The organism is Rhodococcus sp. RS1C4, from assembly GCF_002258225.1.
Classification (GTDB): domain Bacteria; phylum Actinomycetota; class Actinomycetes; order Mycobacteriales; family Mycobacteriaceae; genus Rhodococcoides; species Rhodococcoides fascians_E.
Genome location: NZ_NOXZ01000017.1, coordinates 20,250 through 34,865 on the forward strand (window position 1 = coordinate 20,250; position 14,616 = coordinate 34,865).

Here is a 14,616-nt window from a genome sequence, read left to right on the forward strand (position 1 = left end):
ATCTCCACTCACACAGGGGTTACTTGCCGAACTCCGCCGTTCCGACGGTCCAGGCCTTGGCCTGATCGCTGAGCGTGAAGCCGAGGCCCGGGCGGTCGGAGAGATGCATCCTGCCGTCGCGGGTTTCGAGGTGCTCGTCGAACAGCGGATCGAGCCAGTCGAAGTGCTCCACCCACGTCTGCAACGGGTACACCGCCGCGAGGTGGAGGTGAATCTCCATCGCGAAGTGCGGTGCGAGCTGCAGGTTGTGGTGCTCGGCCAGCGAGGCCAACTTGAGGAACTGCGTGATTCCGCCGATACGCGGGGCGTCGGGCTGAATGATGTCGACCGAACCTGCCTCGATCAAGCGGACGTGCTCTCCGACGCTGGCCAACATCTCACCGGTCGCGATGGACGTGTCGAAGGTGCGCGCGAGCATCGCGTGACCTTCGGCGTCGTAGGCATCGAGCGGTTCTTCGATCCAGACGAGGTCGAACTGTTCGAGAATGCGGCACATACGGTTCGCCGTCGGGCGATCCCATTGCTGATTGGCGTCGACCATGAGCGGGACGTCGTCGCCGAGGTGCTCGCGGACAGCTGTGACGCGGGCGATGTCGGTGCGCCAATCCGGCTGACCCACTTTGAGTTTGATGCCGCCGATTCCGGCCGCGAGGGATGCCGTCGCATTGTCCAGGACTTCTTCGATCGGGGTGTGCAGGAACCCGCCGGAGGTGTTGTACGTCTGCACGGAATCGCGTGTCGCACCGATGAGTTTCGCGAGCGGCAGCTGCGCACGCTTGGCCTTGAGGTCCCAGAGTGCGATGTCCACGGCCGCGATGGCCTGTGTGGCAACGCCGCTGCGCCCGACCGACGCCCCTGCCCACTGCAGCTTGGTCCAGATCTTGGCGATGTCGCTGGGATCCTCGCCGATCAACACCGGTGCGATCTCTTTCGCGTGTGCGAACTGGGCCGGTCCACCGGCACGCTTGGAGTAGCTGAAACCGATTCCTTCGTGGCCCTGCTCGGTTCTGATCTCCGCGAACAGGAACGCGACCTCGGTCATGGCCTTCTGCCTGCCGGTCAGAACCTTGGCATCGCTGATGGGGTTCTTCAGCGGCAGCGTGATCGACTTCAGCGTGACGTGTGCGATCCGGTCGATGGTCGCGTCGCCGGCCGCGAGTGCCTTGATCGCCGCGTCGGGTGCGGTGAGGCCGCTGGTGGGCTTCGAGGTTCTTGTCTCTACGTCGATGGACACTGCGACTGATCTCCCTTGAACGGCTGGTGGTGTACCTCACACGCTAGGGGGTCCATTCATTCAAGTCCAAGACTATTTGTGGATACATCGATACTGGTTCAGCATCGCCGACGCGGGATGGAAATACACCGGACTGCATGCATCTCCATCCCGAAAGCCCGTCAGTCGACGAGGCGTTCGCCGGTCACGGTCGAGAACAGATGCGTCCGCTCCGCCGCATAGGACAAGGTGATCTTCTCGCCCCGACGTGGCGGAATGCGGCCGTCGGCGCGCACGACGATGGGCTGCTTGGCTCCGTTCACGTCGGCCTGGCCGTAGACGTAGGCGTCGGCGCCGAGTTCTTCGACGACGTCGATGGTGACCTCCAGGCCCTCTCCCGTCGTGATCTCCAGATCCTCGGGACGTACGCCGAGCGTGACCGAGCTTTCCCCGATGCTCGCAACAGCCGAGCGTGGGACCGGCACGATCTCCCCGCCGAAGCTGACGCCGCCGTCGACAAGCGGAAGTTCCAGAAGGTTCATCGCGGGCGACCCGATGAACCCGGCGACGAACACGTTGTTCGGGTGCTCGTACATCCGGCGCGGAGTGTCGCATTGCTGCAGCACGCCGTCCTTGAGCACCGCGACGCGGTCGCCCATCGTCATGGCCTCGACCTGGTCGTGGGTGACGTAGACGGTGGTGGTGGCGAGGCGACGCTGGAGCGCGGAGATCTGCGCGCGCGTCTGCACACGCAGCTTGGCATCGAGGTTGGACAGCGGCTCGTCCATGAGGAACACCTGCGGCTTCCGGACGATCGCGCGGCCCATCGCGACACGTTGACGCTGACCGCCGGACAGCGCCTTGGGCTTGCGGTCGAGGAACTTGGTGAGGTCGAGAATCTTGGCCGCATCCTCGACGCGCCGCTTGATCTCGCCCTTGTCCTCACCCGCGATACGCAGGCCGAAGCCCATGTTCTCGCCGACGGTCATGTGCGGGTAGAGCGCGTAGTTCTGGAACACCATCGCGATGTCGCGGTCCTTCGGCTGGAACTCGGTGACGTCGTTGCCGCCGATGGTGATCGCGCCGCGGTCGACGTCCTCGAGCCCCGCGAGCATGCGGAGCGACGTCGACTTTCCGCAGCCGGACGGGCCGACGAGGACGAGGAACTCGCCGTCCTCGATCGCCAGATCGAGCTGATCGACGGCAGGCTTGTCCCCGCCGGGAAAGAACTTGGTGACGTTCTCGAACGCAACTGTTGCCATGATGGGTGTGCTCCTTCACCGGCAGGAACGTGCCGGACGATCCGAGTGGGAGTTGAACGTATTGTTCATGTATGTGAACTTGAGTCAAGATGGTGACTTCGTTTCGAACTATGCACTAACGTGATGCGCAGCACAAGACTTTTCGACGGAAACGAGGAAACATGACGACGCTGTTGATCACCGGCGCGGCCGGAAACATGGGCAAGATGCTCCGGCCACTGCTACGTCGCCCGGACCGGACACTGCGGTTGTTCGACATCGCCGAGATCGCCGATATCGACTCCGCCACAGAAGAATTCGTCCAAGGATCGGTCACGGATCGCGACGCCGTATCGCGTGCGGTCGACGGCGTCGACGCCATCCTGCATCTCGGCGGCCTCAGCACCGAGGACTCCTGGGTCAACATCCTCTCGGTCAACGTCGACGGCACCCAGGCGATCTTCGACGCTGCCGTGACCCACGGAGTGACCCGGGTGGTGGCAGCGTCGAGCAATCACGCGGTGGGCTTCTGGACGCACGACGAGGCAGGCGGAAAGCCGTTGCCCGGCGACGTCGGCCCGCGTCCCGACGGCTTCTACGGCTGGTCGAAGGCTGCCGTCGAAGCACTCGGACGGCTGTATCACGATCGTTTCGGAATCGACGTGGTGAATCTGCGCATCGGATCGAGCTTCGAGAAGCCACCGAACTACCGCGGCCTGGCCAGCTGGATGTCGCCGGCCGACACCGCCCGCCTCATCGAAGCTTCACTCTCCGACAGCGCCAAGGGATTCCACACCGTCTGGGGAATCTCGAAGAACTCCCGCGCCTGGTGGTCGGGCGAGCAGGGCGCCGCCATCGGATACGAGCCCCAGGACGACGCCGAGCAGTTCGCCGACGAATTCCTCGCCGACCACGAATGGACCTTCGACGACCCGATCCTCCAGCGCGTCGGTGGTGCCTTCTGCGACCACCCACTGGGCACACGCATGCACTAGTGGGCTGCCCTGTTCGCACCGAACGTGACGTTCGGTCACTTGAAGTGACCGAACGTCACGTTCGGTGCGGCGGGGGTGGCGGCTAGGAGTAGTCCGCGATGACGGAGCCGAGGGCGTTCAGCTGTGGCTTGTTGACCAGTCCGAGGTGGTAGAGGTGGAGTTCGTTCGCCCCGGCTGCGACGGTGGCGGCGACGTGGGCGCCGGTGTCGTCGAGTTTCTTCGGCGGCAACACGGAGACGTAGGCGCCGACGGCGGTGTTCTCTCCCACCAGGGCTCGGGTGCGCTGCACGACGGAGACGGTTTCGGCGGTTCCGGGCCAGGCCGAGACGAGGACGGCGTCGACGTCGGAGGCGGCGGTGCTGGTCAAGGCAGGCGATGGGCCGGTCTTCCAGGGATCGGGGTGGCCGTGCAGCGTGACGCGGACGTCGGGCGACTCGGTTCGGACGGCGGCGAGTACTGCTCCGCGCAGCCGGTCGGCGTCGGCGTGGCGCACGGTCAACACGGCGTCGGCTTCCTCGCTGTCGAGTACGTCCTCGATCGTCGACGACGGCGCCAACGTTCCCGCGGACAATGCGCCGATTCCGTCGCGCAATTTCGCGACGATCTTGTCCGAGTCGACGCCGTGTTCGGCCCAGGCGGACAGCTCGCGGGGAGTGCAGCTGATCGACATCAGGGTGTCCCCGATTCCGGGGTAGGCCCCGTCGGTCTTTTCGTGCGGCCCGACGTGCGCGATTCCCAGCTGACCTGCGGCTTCGACGGACACGCCGTGCACGTCGACACCGCGGATCGCTTCGCTTGCCAGGGTGCGTGCGTACGCGACGATGTCCGGGTGGCCGGGTGCCAGTGCGTACGGGTACCGGTCGCCGAATGCGTTGACGACGGTTGCGTCCGGGTTGGCCTGGCCGATGATCGTGCTGTGGGACAGCACGATCCACGCGTGCACCTTGATTCCGGCTGCCACGAGAAGCGCGGCGGCGTCGCCGAATGCGTCCTCGGAGCCACCCCATGATGCCGTCGGGGCGGCGATCGCAAGGCCGTCCCACGCGTCGCCGCGCACGGGCCGGTACAGAGCCGCGTGGTGGGCGTCGACCACTTTGTGCTGCGGATGCAGGGGGGTGGCTGCGCGGGTCGAGTGGTAGCTCGCGGCGAGCGCGACCTCTCGAACGCCGAGGTCCAGGGCGCGCTGGACGAAGTGCGGGTCGCCCAGCACGTCCCACGGGTAGGCGTGCGCGACGATGCGGTCGACGGTGTGCTCGGACATTCAAACCCCTCAGGATGGATTCAACAGATGGGACGGAGTTCACACATGGGAACACATGACGAGCGCGGCTGTCCACGATCGGACCGTCGAGCAGCGATCCTCCGCGCCCTGGGGTCCACACCCGACCTGCACGAGAGCACTCCCCACGTCGCCTTCGGCCGCACGTGGCACGTCGACACAGCCGCAGAGACGGAGAACTCCGGCGTCGACGGCATCGAGTTGACCTGGACGGTGCCCGGGGAGACGGCTCCGACCGAGGCCTGGCTGCTGACGCCCGCGAACCGCACGGACCGTGACCTGCCCGCCGTTCTGCTCCTCCACGCGCACGACGGGATCAAGTTCCACGGCAAGGAGAAGGTGGCCGACGGTCCGGACGGACCGATCGCCGCCCTGTCCGACATGCGACGACGCGGGTACGACGGTAGGTCCGTGGCGGCGGGACTCGTCGCCGCCGGCTTTGCCGTCCTGGTGCACGACGTCTTTCCCTGGGGCAGTCGCCGGGTGGCGTGGGAGGACTTTCCCGAGCGAGCAAAGAAGGCAGCCGGCGCGTCGGCGCTGGATTCGAGCGCTCGGTACGAGGTCGCGGCTCGTGAGCACGAGCACGGACTGGCGAAGACAGCTGCCTTGACCGGGTCTTCGCTGGCTCGACAGGTTCTCCGGGAGGACCTGGTGGCGCTGGAGGTGCTGCGGGGGATTCCTGGTGTGGATGCGTCGAGAATCGGTGTCACCGGGTTCTCGGGTGGAGGCGCCAGGGTCGCGCATCTGCTCGCCGCGGCGGAGGTGAAGGCAGCGGTGATCACCGCGATGATGAGCACGTTCGCCGACGTCGCGGACGGTCACGCCGACGACACCACCTGGCTGATGATCACCCCAGGCCTTCCGGCTGTGTGCGATTGGCCGGACGTGGCCGCCTCCGGTTTCCCGACGCCGTTGCTGGTTCAATTCGCCCAGCGTGACAGCCATTTCGGGCCGAAGGGTATGTCCGACGCAGAAGCTGCACTTCAGCACGCGTACGGAGGATCCGACGCGCTCACCACCCAGTGGTTCGAGGGCGGCCACGTGTTCACCTCGGACATGCAGGACGCCGCAGCTGCGTGGTTGGGCAGAATGGTATGACCCGTCACGCTTGACACGGCTTGTGACTGCGGTCATAGTAAGTCACAGCAATTCACATAGAAGACGTGAGTTCATGTACGTGAACGGATGAGAGCGATCGAGCGACCCTAGAACGACGCCTGAACGACGCCTGAACGACGCGCCCGTACCGCAGCGTCTGCGGCTCGCTCGCCCAGCCCCGTCACCCGGAACCCCGTCACCCGGACTTACCTGAACCGTTCCTCTTCACGCCCACCGGAACCCATGCCGCACAGGCCCGTCACCCTCGGAGCGTCACCCATGGTCACCACCACCGAACCCAGATCGGGAGGAACGGCTGCGTCCACCGCAGCTGCCCCGATCCGGAAGAAGCGCCGCATCTCGGCGCCCTACATCCTCATCGCACCCGTCGTCGTACTGCTCGTGGTCTTCATCTTCTACCCCGTGGGCAGTGTCTTCTACTACAGCCTGCAGTACTACAACCCGACGACGCCGTGGGACAACGGTTTTGCCGGCCTCGAGAACTTCAAGCTCATGTTCGCCGACGACGCGTTCTGGAACAGCCTCGTCGTCACCGCCAAATGGGTCGGTGTGCAGGTCGTCTTCCAGCTGATCCTCGGACTCGGGCTGGCACTGCTGGTCAACGAGGTCTTCCGCGGTCGCGGACTCGCCCGCGCGCTGGTGTTCTCGCCGTGGGCCGTGTCCGGAGTTCTGACGACCGGCATCTGGCTGCTCATCTACAACCCGTCGACCGGATTGTTCAAGCTACTCGGCGACATGGGCATCGGCGACGGCACGGCCGCGCCCATCGCCGATCCCGACACCGCGTTCTGGGCCACGTCGGTCGCCGAACTGTGGCGTGGTGTCCCGTTCTTCGCGATCCTGATCCTCGCGGAACTGCAGAGCGCACCGAAGGATCTGTACGAGGCTGCGAACGTCGACGGCGCCAACCGCTGGCAGCGGTTCCGTTTCGTCACCCTCCCGCACCTCAAGGCCGTCATCATTCTCTCGACGCTGCTTCGCGGCGTGTGGGAGTTCAACAACGTCGACCTGCTGTACACACTGACCGCCGGTGGACCGGCAGACGTCACGACGACGTTGCCGCTCTACGTCTCGCAACTCGCCACCACTGCCCAGGACTTCGGATACGGCTCGGCACTGACCACCGTGGCATTCGTGATCCTGCTCTTCTGCTCGATCCTCTACTTGCGCCTGAGCAAGTTCAACAGCGACAAGGCCTGAGAACATGACCACTACCGCCGATCGACCGGTGATCACCACCCCGGCACCCGACTCCCACACCGAACTGCGCGTGCACAAGACCAAACCGCGTTTCTTCAGTGTCGGCTTTCCGCTCGCGCTCTACCTTCTGTTCACGCTCGTTCCGTTCTACTGGATGATCGTGTTCGCGTTCCGTCCCGCGGGATCGAACTCGATGCTTCCTTGGCCCATCACGTTCGATCACTTCGACACCGTGTGGAACACACTGGGTTTCAGTTTCTTCTTCAAGAACTCCCTGATCGTCGCCGGGTTGTCCTTGGTCCTGACGACCTTCGTGGCCCTGGCAACCGGATACGCGTTGGCTCGCTTCAAATTCCGCGCCAAGATCCCCCTTGTCATGGCGTTGCTGTGCAGCCAGTTCGTGCCCGGCGCCATGCTGCTCATCCCGCTGTTCCAGGTGTTCCGCGAGATGGGTCTGGTGAACAACCTGTTCGGCCTCATCGTCGCCGATACGGTGTTCCAACTACCTTTGGCCGCGATGCTGATGGCAGGCTTCATCTCCCAGATCCCCGTGGAGCTCGAAGAAGCAGCGATGGTCGACGGATGCTCCCGCATGAAAGCGTTCCGAATCATCATGCTGCCACTGCTGCGGCCCGGCCTCATCGCCGTCGGCTCGTTCGCCTTCATCGGCAGCTGGAACAACTTCCTGTTCGGCCTGATGTTCATCAGCAGCCAGGAGAAGTTCACGCTGCCAGTCGGATTGAGCTACACCATCGGTTCCTACAACGTCGACTTCGGTGTCCTCGCGGCCGGCGGTCTCATCGCTGCAGTGCCCGTCGTCGCCGTTTTCGCCGTCATCCAGAAATACCTCGTCCAGGGCCTCAGCGCCGGAGCGGTGAAGGGCTGAACAATGACGACCACACATTTCGCCAGAAGAACGTTCCTCGTCGGCGCCGTCACCGCACTCGTCCTCGCCGGATGCAGTTCGGAAACATCGTTGCCCGACGGCGCACTGGGCGACCCGAACAGCGGCACCCTCACCTTCTGGGACAACAATGCCGGACCGGATCGAACTCCGCTGTACGAGGAGCTGATTCGCCGGTTCGAAGCTGCGAATCCCGGTATCGACATCGAGTACGTCGGTCTGCCGTCGGACAGTGCGCAGCAGAAGTACCAGACGGCACTGGCCGGCGGCTCGGCCCCGGACCTCGGCATCGTATCGACGGCCTACCTGGCTCCGCTCGTCGCTCAGAACGCCGTCATTCCGCTGGACCAGTTCCTCGACGCCTCGCCTCAGAAGGCGGACTACGACCCCAAGATCATCGAATCCGCGCGTGAGTCCGGCGGCGGAGAGGTGCTCTACGGTCTGCCGTTCACCAGCAACAACGCAACGCTGTGGTACCGCGCCGACTGGTTCGACGAGGCAGGCCTGGAACCACCGGACACCTGGGACGAGTTCTACGAGGCGTCGGACGCACTGACCGACAAGGCCGCCGGCCGGTACGGATTCACCATCCGCGGCGGAGCGGGATCGATCTATCCGCTCCTGCAGCACATGTTCGCGACGACCGGTATCGAGAACTTCTTCGACGGCAGCGAATCGACGGTCAACCGCCCCGAGATGGTCGAGGCCATCGAACGATTCGCCGCTCTGTACGACGTCGACACTCCCACCGCCGACGTCAACAACGGATTTCCGCAGATGGTGGCCAGCTTCGGGGGCGGGTCGGTTGCGATGATGCAGCACAACCTCGGCTCGCTCAGCAACCACAGGAAGGCGCTCGGCGACAAGGTCGGCGCAGTCGCACTTCCACTCGCGGACAACGGCGTCCGCACGGTGATGACCGACCCGTTCCCGTCGTACACGGTCTTCAAGTCCAGTCAGCACCAGGCTGCAGCCTGGAAGTTCCTCGAGTTCATGACGTCTCCGGAGTCGCAGGCGTACTGGAACGAGAACGTCGGCCAGATTCCGGTCAACACCGTTGCGCGATCGGCGCCGTCGTTCCAGGACATGCCGTCCGTACAGGCCGCTCAGGCCGCACTCGACGACCCGAAGACCGTCCTGGTCACGCCGCCGGACTACCTGCCGGACTTCGGCAAGATCGTCCAGGTGCAGATGCTGGGCCAGTGGCAGAAGGTTCTGATCGGGCAGCTCAGCGCCCAGGACTTCGCCGACGACTTCGCCGAGAAGCTCAATCGTTCCAAGGCCAAATACGATGCCCGTCAGGGCAAATAGGGGATAAGCACCATGTCCAGCGTCATCACGGAAGTTGCCGTGCAGGTGTTCAAGACGGAGGCGCGCACGTCGGTCGACTCCTACGGACACCGTCACCCCGGCCCGTCCAGCCAGTCCACCCAGGCGTTGCTGCGCATCACCGACTCCGACGGAGCCAGCGGCTACGTTCTCGGCAAGCCCAACTACCTGCGTCAGGACCAGGTGGAGCAGTACTTCCAGTCGGTCCTGATCGGCACCGATCCGCTCGCCCGCGAGTCCGTCGAGAAGAAGTTCGCGATCCGTCAACGCACCAAGGCCGTCGAACTGCCCGAGCACACGCTCAGCTACGTCGACCAGGCTCTGTGGGATCTGGCGGGCAACAAGTTCAGCACACCGGTGTGGAAGTTGCTGGGCGGAGCCCGATCCGAGGTGAAGGCGTACGCGAGCACCATGTGCGGTGACGACATCGAGGGCGGCCTGTCCTCACCGGAGGACTTCGCGTCCTTCGCTCGCGATCTGAAGGCACGCGGTTACCAGGGCATCAAGCTGCACACCTGGATGCCGCCGCACCCCGGCGCCCCCGACCTCCACCGCGACATCGACGCCTGTGCCGCGGTACGCGACGCCGTCGGCCCCGGCTTCTCACTGATGCTCGACGGCTACCACTGGTACTCGCGCACCGAAGCCCTCACGTTGGGCCGCGAACTCGACCGGTTGAAGTTCGCCTGGTTCGAGGAACCGATGGACGAGTTCTCGTTGCGTTCGTACAAGTGGCTCGCGGACCAGATCGACACCCCCGTCATCGGTCCCGAGACCACTCCGGGACGGCACAAGTCGAGGTCGGAGTGGATCGCCAACGAAGCCTGCGACATCCTGCGGGTCGGCGCGATGAACGGCGGCGGGATCACGCCGGCGATGAAGACGGTGCACATGGCCGACGGGTTCGGGCTCGAGTGCGAGATCCACGGCAACGGTGCCCCCAACCTCGCGCTCGTCGGCGGGGCGCCCAACGTTCACTGGTACGAGCGGGGGCTGCTGCACCCGCACACCGACTACGACTGGGTTCCCCCGCACCTCAAGTCCATCGTCGATCCCATCGACGAGAACGGAATCGTGCACATGCCGGACCGCCCCGGCCTCGGTGAAGAGATCGACCACGAGTACGTCTCGGAAAACCTTGTCGAAGAATACTGATGTCTGTAGGTGAAACTGCGTTCCAGATGAGGGACACTGTCCTCATGGTGAACGATCTCAAGGCTCCCGCACCCGCTGCTTCCGACTCCCAGCCGGTGAAGTCTGCGGAACGGACCATTCACATCCTCGAGACCTTGGCCGCCTCGCCGACCCGGATGAGTCTCGGCGAGCTGCAGGAGGCGTGCAAGTACCCACGGTCGTCCTTGCACGCCCTCCTGCGCACCCTGAAGGAACTGCGGTGGATCGAGGCCGACGAATCGGGTTCGCGCTACGGCATCGGCACTCACGCACTGCTGACCGGCACGTCCTACCTCGACAAGGATTCCGTCGTGGGGCGTGCCGCCGCAGTACTGGAGGCGCTGCGATCGGACGTCCGGCACACCGTTCACTTCGCCCGACGCGACGAGGACCACGTCATCTACCTCGCCAGCCGGGGCTCGAAGCTGGAAGTCCGGCGCATGCACCGCGTCGGACGCAAGCTGCCGTGCCACGTCACCGCGCTGGGTCAGGCGCTGCTGGCGGAGCTGACCACCGACGAGGTGACTCAGCTGCTGCCCCAGCAGCTCGAGCGGTACACCGACAACACCATCGTCGACCGCGACGCGCTGATCGCGGAGCTGGCCGAGGTGCGCAAGCGCGGGTGGTCACTGGAGCAGGAACAGGGAACGGTCGGCGTGGTCTGCATCGCGACGGTGGTGCCCTACCGCATTCCCGCAACCGACGCGCTCAGTGTGTCGATGCCCGCGGAGGTGGCGTCGTATCCGGGCGAGCTGGAACGTATTGCAGGCGTTCTGACCAAGCATGCCGACGCCTGGGCTCGTGAGCTCCGCGCCGAGGGCGTGCGCTGACCCGGCCGAGCGTTCACAGGCGTGAGATGTTGGCGGCGATGTCCGCGACTCTCCCGACGAACGTGTGGTGGGTGACGCCGGAGGAATGCGGGGTCATCAGAATGTTGTCCAGATCCGCGAAGGGCAGCGTGCTCGGCTGACCGACGCCGTCGGGGCCGGGGTACCGGTACCACACATCGATCGCGGCAGCGGCAATCACATTCCGGGACAATGCATCGAACAGTGCCTGCTCCTGAACGAGTGGACCACGGCCGACATTGACGAGGACGCCGCTACTGCCCAGCCCGGACAACTCGTCCGCACCGATCATGCCGCGCGTCGCGTCGGTCAGCGGCGCCGACACGACGACGACGTCGGACCATTCCATCAGTTTTCCGAGTTCGGCTGTGCTGCCGAACCATTCGAGGCCGACGTCGGCTGCTGTACCGCTACCGGTCACTGCGGCTCCGTGCGCTCCGTAGGCGTCGAACAGCCTCCATGCCTGGCGGCCGATGTGCCCGAAGCCGACGAAGCCGATCCGGGCACCCACGAGCGACAGTGGTTGCGGAATCGACGGGTCGTAGACGGAGGTGCGGAACACGCCGGCCCGCAGCGCCCGGTCCTGCGCCAGGAAGTTGCGACGCAACATCACCGTCGCGGAGACGATGTATTCCGCTATCGACCGTTCGTGGTGAAAGGTGGTGCACACCTCTACGTCCGGGCTCAGTCCGGATCGGTCGACGTTGTCGGTTCCAGCACCGACGACGTGAACCATCGTCAACCGGGACCCGGCCGCACCCATCGCTGCGCTGAACTTTCCGCCCACGTACACGTCGGCGTCGGGCAGTTCCTCGAGCACACGAGATTCGTCGAACGGAACCACCCAGACCACTTCGGCCCCGACGGGTAATGCCTTCTCGAACTCCGCCCTGTGCGGCAGTACGTTCCGATCACCGACGACGATTTTCAGCGCGCGTGCAGTCATCGCAGTAGCGCCGGTCGCTTGCTGTCGAAGGCCCATCCGTCGATCAGATATTGCATCCCGATGGAGTCGTCGCGAGCACCGAGGCCTTCACGCTGATACAGCTCGTGCGCGGCATCGACTTGCTCCCAGTCCAGTTCGACACCGAGACCGGGCTTGTCCGGCACCGTGAGGTATCCGCCGTCGATCTCGAAGGGCTCCTCGGTCACTCGCTGACCGTCCTGCCAGATCCAGTGCGTGTCGATTGCGGTGATGTGCCCCGGTGCAGCGGCGGCAACGTGGGTGAACATGGCGAGCGATACGTCGAAGTGGTTGTTGGAGTGCGATCCCCACGTCAGCCCCCAGGCGTCGCACAGCTGCGCGACGCGGACCGAACCGCTCATCGTCCAGAAGTGCGGGTCCGCCAGCGGAATGTCGACGGCGCCGGAGCGGATGGTGTGGCCCATCTCCCGCCAGTCGGTGGCGATCATGTTGGTCGCGGTCGGCAACCCGGTCGCCCGCTTGAACTCCGCCATGACCTCTCGGCCGGAGAATCCGCCCTCGGGGCCGACCGGATCCTCCGCGTAGGCGAGGACGTCGCGCAATCCGCGGCAGGTCTCAATCGCGTCCTTCAGCAACCATCCACCGTTGGGATCCAACGTGATTCGAGCGTCAGGGAAGCGTCGGTGCAGCGCCGTCACGGCAGCCGCCTCCTCGGCAGCGGGAAGTACGCCGCCTTTGAGCTTGAAGTCCTGAAATCCGTAGCGCGCCTGAGCGGCCTCGGCGAGTCGAACGACGGCATCGGGGGTGAGCGCCTCCGAATGACGGATGCGAGCCCACTCGTCGGCGCCGGCCGGCTCGTCGGATGCAGTCCGGTACGCCAGATCCGTTTTGGCGGAGTCGCCGACGAAGAACAGGTAGCCGAGGGCCTGGACCTTCTCTCGCTGTTGTCCCTCGCCGAGCAGCGCGGCGACGGTGACTCCGAGATGCTGTCCGAGCAGGTCCAGCAGGGCCGATTCGACCGCGGTGACTGCGTGGACGGCGATCCTCAGGTCGAACGTCTGCGCGCCTCGACCGCCGGAGTCCCGGTCCGAGAACGCTGTTCGCATCGACTGCAGGATCGCGTTATATGCGCCGACCGACTGGCCTTCGACCAGAGACCGCGCATCCTCGAGGCACCGCCGGATGGGCTCCCCACCAGGGACCTCGCCGACGCCGGTGCGGCCGTCCGAATCGGTGAGCACCACCAGATTCCTCGTGAAATACGGTGCGTGCGCACCGCTGAGGTTGAGCAACATGCCGTCGTGGCCGGCAATGGGGATCACTCGCATCTCGGTGACGACGGGGGTGGCGGTGGTGCGCGCGTTCATCGGTGGAACCTTCCGTGGTCGTGACTCGGCTCACACGAACCCTATGGTTCCGTACCTATGCGTGTCCAAGACGAGATAGGCATGGATCGATACCCCGCGGGTATCGATGCGGGGACTATGGAATAGCGAAGTATGGCTACCCTAATATCGAAGGGTCCAAAGTTGAACTGGTCTCGACAGGAAGCTGCCCGGATGCCCCCGACCGTTCCCGCTGAACGCAGCCCGTCGGAACCGAGGACGTTCGACGCCGTGACCCTGTCGTCGTGGTACGTGACGCCCTCCATGCTCCGCGTACGCCTGGGCGGTGCCGATCTGTCCGGCTTCGCGACCACCGGCGTCCCCGACGAGCGTCTTCGCTTGATCTTCGAGGACGACACCCTGCGCAGCTACACCGTCCGCCGGTTCGATCCGGCCGGCCCTCACCTCGACATCGACTTCGTGGTGCACGACGGCGGTGTTGCCGCGCAGTGGGCAGTACGGGCGCAGCCGGGCGATCGCATCCGCGTCTCGGAGCCGCACGGATGGTATCGGCCGCCCATCGACACCGAGTGGCAGCTGCTGGTTGCCGACATGACCGGATTACCTGCTCTCGCCCGTGCCGTCGAACAGCTTCCCCGGGGCGCCACAGCGCACGTCATCGCGTCGGTGCCGAGCCGGGAGGACGAACAGCAGGTGCCGAGCGCAGCCACCGTCACGTACGAGTGGACGACCGACCAGGAGTTGCTCGCGGAAGTTCGATCCTTCGACAGACCCAGCGGCACCGGTTATCTGTGGGCGGCGACCGAAGCGTCCGACGCCCGGGCGATCCGGAAGCTCTACCACCGCGAACTGGGGTGGACTCCGGACCGATTCGAGATCAAGGGCTACTGGCGACGCGACAAGGAGACCTGGCAGCAACGGTTCGCGGAGGTCCGTGAGCACATCGATTCCGTCCGTGACCGCGCCCTCGCCGACGGCCTCAGCGGACACGAACTGACCCAGGTCGTCGACGCCGCCCTCGAAGAATCCGGACTCTGACCACCA

At 65.1% G+C, this 14,616-nt stretch carries 13 protein-coding genes; 8 read left to right on the forward strand and 5 right to left on the reverse strand.

Going from position 1 to position 14,616, the window contains the following annotated elements; all coding sequences use genetic code 11:
• Positions 1-19: 19 nt before the first annotated feature.
• Together CH289_RS06790 and CH289_RS06795 are read right to left on the reverse strand one after the other, a co-directional pair.
• Complete coding sequence (locus tag CH289_RS06790; RefSeq protein ID WP_020112357.1) at positions 20-1,234, reverse strand: L-talarate/galactarate dehydratase; 1,215 nt, start codon at positions 1,232-1,234, stop codon at positions 20-22.
• Between the two features lie 161 nt (positions 1,235-1,395).
• Positions 1,396-2,475: an ABC transporter ATP-binding protein gene (locus CH289_RS06795; protein WP_019667807.1), complete on the reverse strand. Its 1,080-nt coding sequence runs from the start codon at positions 2,473-2,475 to the stop codon at positions 1,396-1,398.
• Positions 2,476-2,636: 161 nt separating this feature from the next.
• Here CH289_RS06795 and CH289_RS06800 point away from each other — a divergent pair, with 161 nt between their 5' ends.
• Entirely contained in the window at positions 2,637-3,449 is an 813-nt protein-coding gene (locus CH289_RS06800) for an NAD-dependent epimerase/dehydratase family protein (RefSeq protein ID WP_094714277.1), read from the forward strand.
• 82 nt (positions 3,450-3,531) lie between these two features.
• On the opposite strand, the gene CH289_RS06805 is transcribed toward CH289_RS06800, so the two are convergent.
• Positions 3,532-4,710 (reverse strand): hypothetical protein, encoded by a 1,179-nt coding sequence (locus CH289_RS06805; RefSeq protein ID WP_094714276.1) that lies wholly within the window; start codon positions 4,708-4,710, stop codon positions 3,532-3,534.
• A gap of 45 nt (positions 4,711-4,755) precedes the next feature.
• Here CH289_RS06805 and CH289_RS06810 point away from each other — a divergent pair, with 45 nt between their 5' ends.
• The 6 genes from CH289_RS06810 (at position 4,756) to CH289_RS06835 (ending at position 11,283) form a co-directional block, all read left to right on the forward strand.
• Positions 4,756-5,826 (forward strand): dienelactone hydrolase family protein, encoded by a 1,071-nt coding sequence (locus tag CH289_RS06810; RefSeq protein ID WP_094714275.1) that lies wholly within the window; start codon positions 4,756-4,758, stop codon positions 5,824-5,826.
• A gap of 279 nt (positions 5,827-6,105) precedes the next feature.
• Entirely contained in the window at positions 6,106-7,047 is a 942-nt protein-coding gene (locus CH289_RS06815; protein ID WP_033190310.1) for a carbohydrate ABC transporter permease, read from the forward strand.
• 4 nt (positions 7,048-7,051) lie between these two features.
• Positions 7,052-7,933 (forward strand): carbohydrate ABC transporter permease, encoded by an 882-nt coding sequence (locus CH289_RS06820; protein ID WP_026348247.1) that lies wholly within the window; start codon positions 7,052-7,054, stop codon positions 7,931-7,933.
• A gap of 3 nt (positions 7,934-7,936) precedes the next feature.
• Positions 7,937-9,262 (forward strand): ABC transporter substrate-binding protein, encoded by a 1,326-nt coding sequence (locus tag CH289_RS06825; protein ID WP_019667800.1) that lies wholly within the window; start codon positions 7,937-7,939, stop codon positions 9,260-9,262.
• 12 nt (positions 9,263-9,274) lie between these two features.
• Positions 9,275-10,435, forward strand: coding sequence for an enolase C-terminal domain-like protein (locus CH289_RS06830; RefSeq protein WP_020112362.1), 1,161 nt, complete (start codon positions 9,275-9,277; stop codon positions 10,433-10,435).
• A gap of 44 nt (positions 10,436-10,479) precedes the next feature.
• Positions 10,480-11,283 (forward strand): IclR family transcriptional regulator, encoded by an 804-nt coding sequence (locus tag CH289_RS06835; protein ID WP_179276756.1) that lies wholly within the window; start codon positions 10,480-10,482, stop codon positions 11,281-11,283.
• 13 nt (positions 11,284-11,296) lie between these two features.
• On the opposite strand, the gene CH289_RS06840 is transcribed toward CH289_RS06835, so the two are convergent.
• Positions 11,297-12,232, reverse strand: a complete 936-nt coding sequence (locus CH289_RS06840) for a 2-hydroxyacid dehydrogenase (RefSeq protein ID WP_256977073.1) — start codon at positions 12,230-12,232, stop codon at positions 11,297-11,299.
• A gap of 11 nt (positions 12,233-12,243) precedes the next feature.
• The gene (locus CH289_RS06845; RefSeq protein WP_094727625.1) at positions 12,244-13,593 is read right to left on the reverse strand and encodes an enolase C-terminal domain-like protein; all 1,350 of its coding nucleotides are present in this window, start codon (positions 13,591-13,593) and stop codon (positions 12,244-12,246) included.
• A 192-nt stretch (positions 13,594-13,785) separates the two neighbouring features.
• Between CH289_RS06845 and CH289_RS06850 the strand changes: the two genes are divergently transcribed.
• Positions 13,786-14,610, forward strand: coding sequence for a siderophore-interacting protein (locus tag CH289_RS06850; protein WP_094727626.1), 825 nt, complete (start codon positions 13,786-13,788; stop codon positions 14,608-14,610).
• The last annotated feature ends 6 nt before the right edge of the window (positions 14,611-14,616 follow it).

What these genes read in the sequence shown, in the direction of transcription:
- CH289_RS06845 (WP_094727625.1), bottom strand. Translation starts at nt 13,593, where the DNA reads ATGAACGCGCGCACCACCGCCACCCCCGTCGTCACCGAGATGCGAGTG.
- CH289_RS06825 (WP_019667800.1), top strand. Translation starts at nt 7,937, where the DNA reads ATGACGACCACACATTTCGCCAGAAGAACGTTCCTCGTCGGCGCCGTC.
- CH289_RS06800 (WP_094714277.1), top strand. Translation starts at nt 2,637, where the DNA reads ATGACGACGCTGTTGATCACCGGCGCGGCCGGAAACATGGGCAAGATG.
- CH289_RS06805 (WP_094714276.1), bottom strand. Translation starts at nt 4,710, where the DNA reads ATGTCCGAGCACACCGTCGACCGCATCGTCGCGCACGCCTACCCGTGG.
- CH289_RS06795 (WP_019667807.1), bottom strand. Translation starts at nt 2,475, where the DNA reads ATGGCAACAGTTGCGTTCGAGAACGTCACCAAGTTCTTTCCCGGCGGG.
- CH289_RS06835 (WP_179276756.1), top strand. Translation starts at nt 10,480, where the DNA reads ATGGTGAACGATCTCAAGGCTCCCGCACCCGCTGCTTCCGACTCCCAG.
- CH289_RS06820 (WP_026348247.1), top strand. Translation starts at nt 7,052, where the DNA reads ATGACCACTACCGCCGATCGACCGGTGATCACCACCCCGGCACCCGAC.
- CH289_RS06830 (WP_020112362.1), top strand. Translation starts at nt 9,275, where the DNA reads ATGTCCAGCGTCATCACGGAAGTTGCCGTGCAGGTGTTCAAGACGGAG.
- CH289_RS06815 (WP_033190310.1), top strand. Translation starts at nt 6,106, where the DNA reads ATGGTCACCACCACCGAACCCAGATCGGGAGGAACGGCTGCGTCCACC.
- CH289_RS06810 (WP_094714275.1), top strand. Translation starts at nt 4,756, where the DNA reads ATGGGAACACATGACGAGCGCGGCTGTCCACGATCGGACCGTCGAGCA.
- CH289_RS06850 (WP_094727626.1), top strand. Translation starts at nt 13,786, where the DNA reads ATGCCCCCGACCGTTCCCGCTGAACGCAGCCCGTCGGAACCGAGGACG.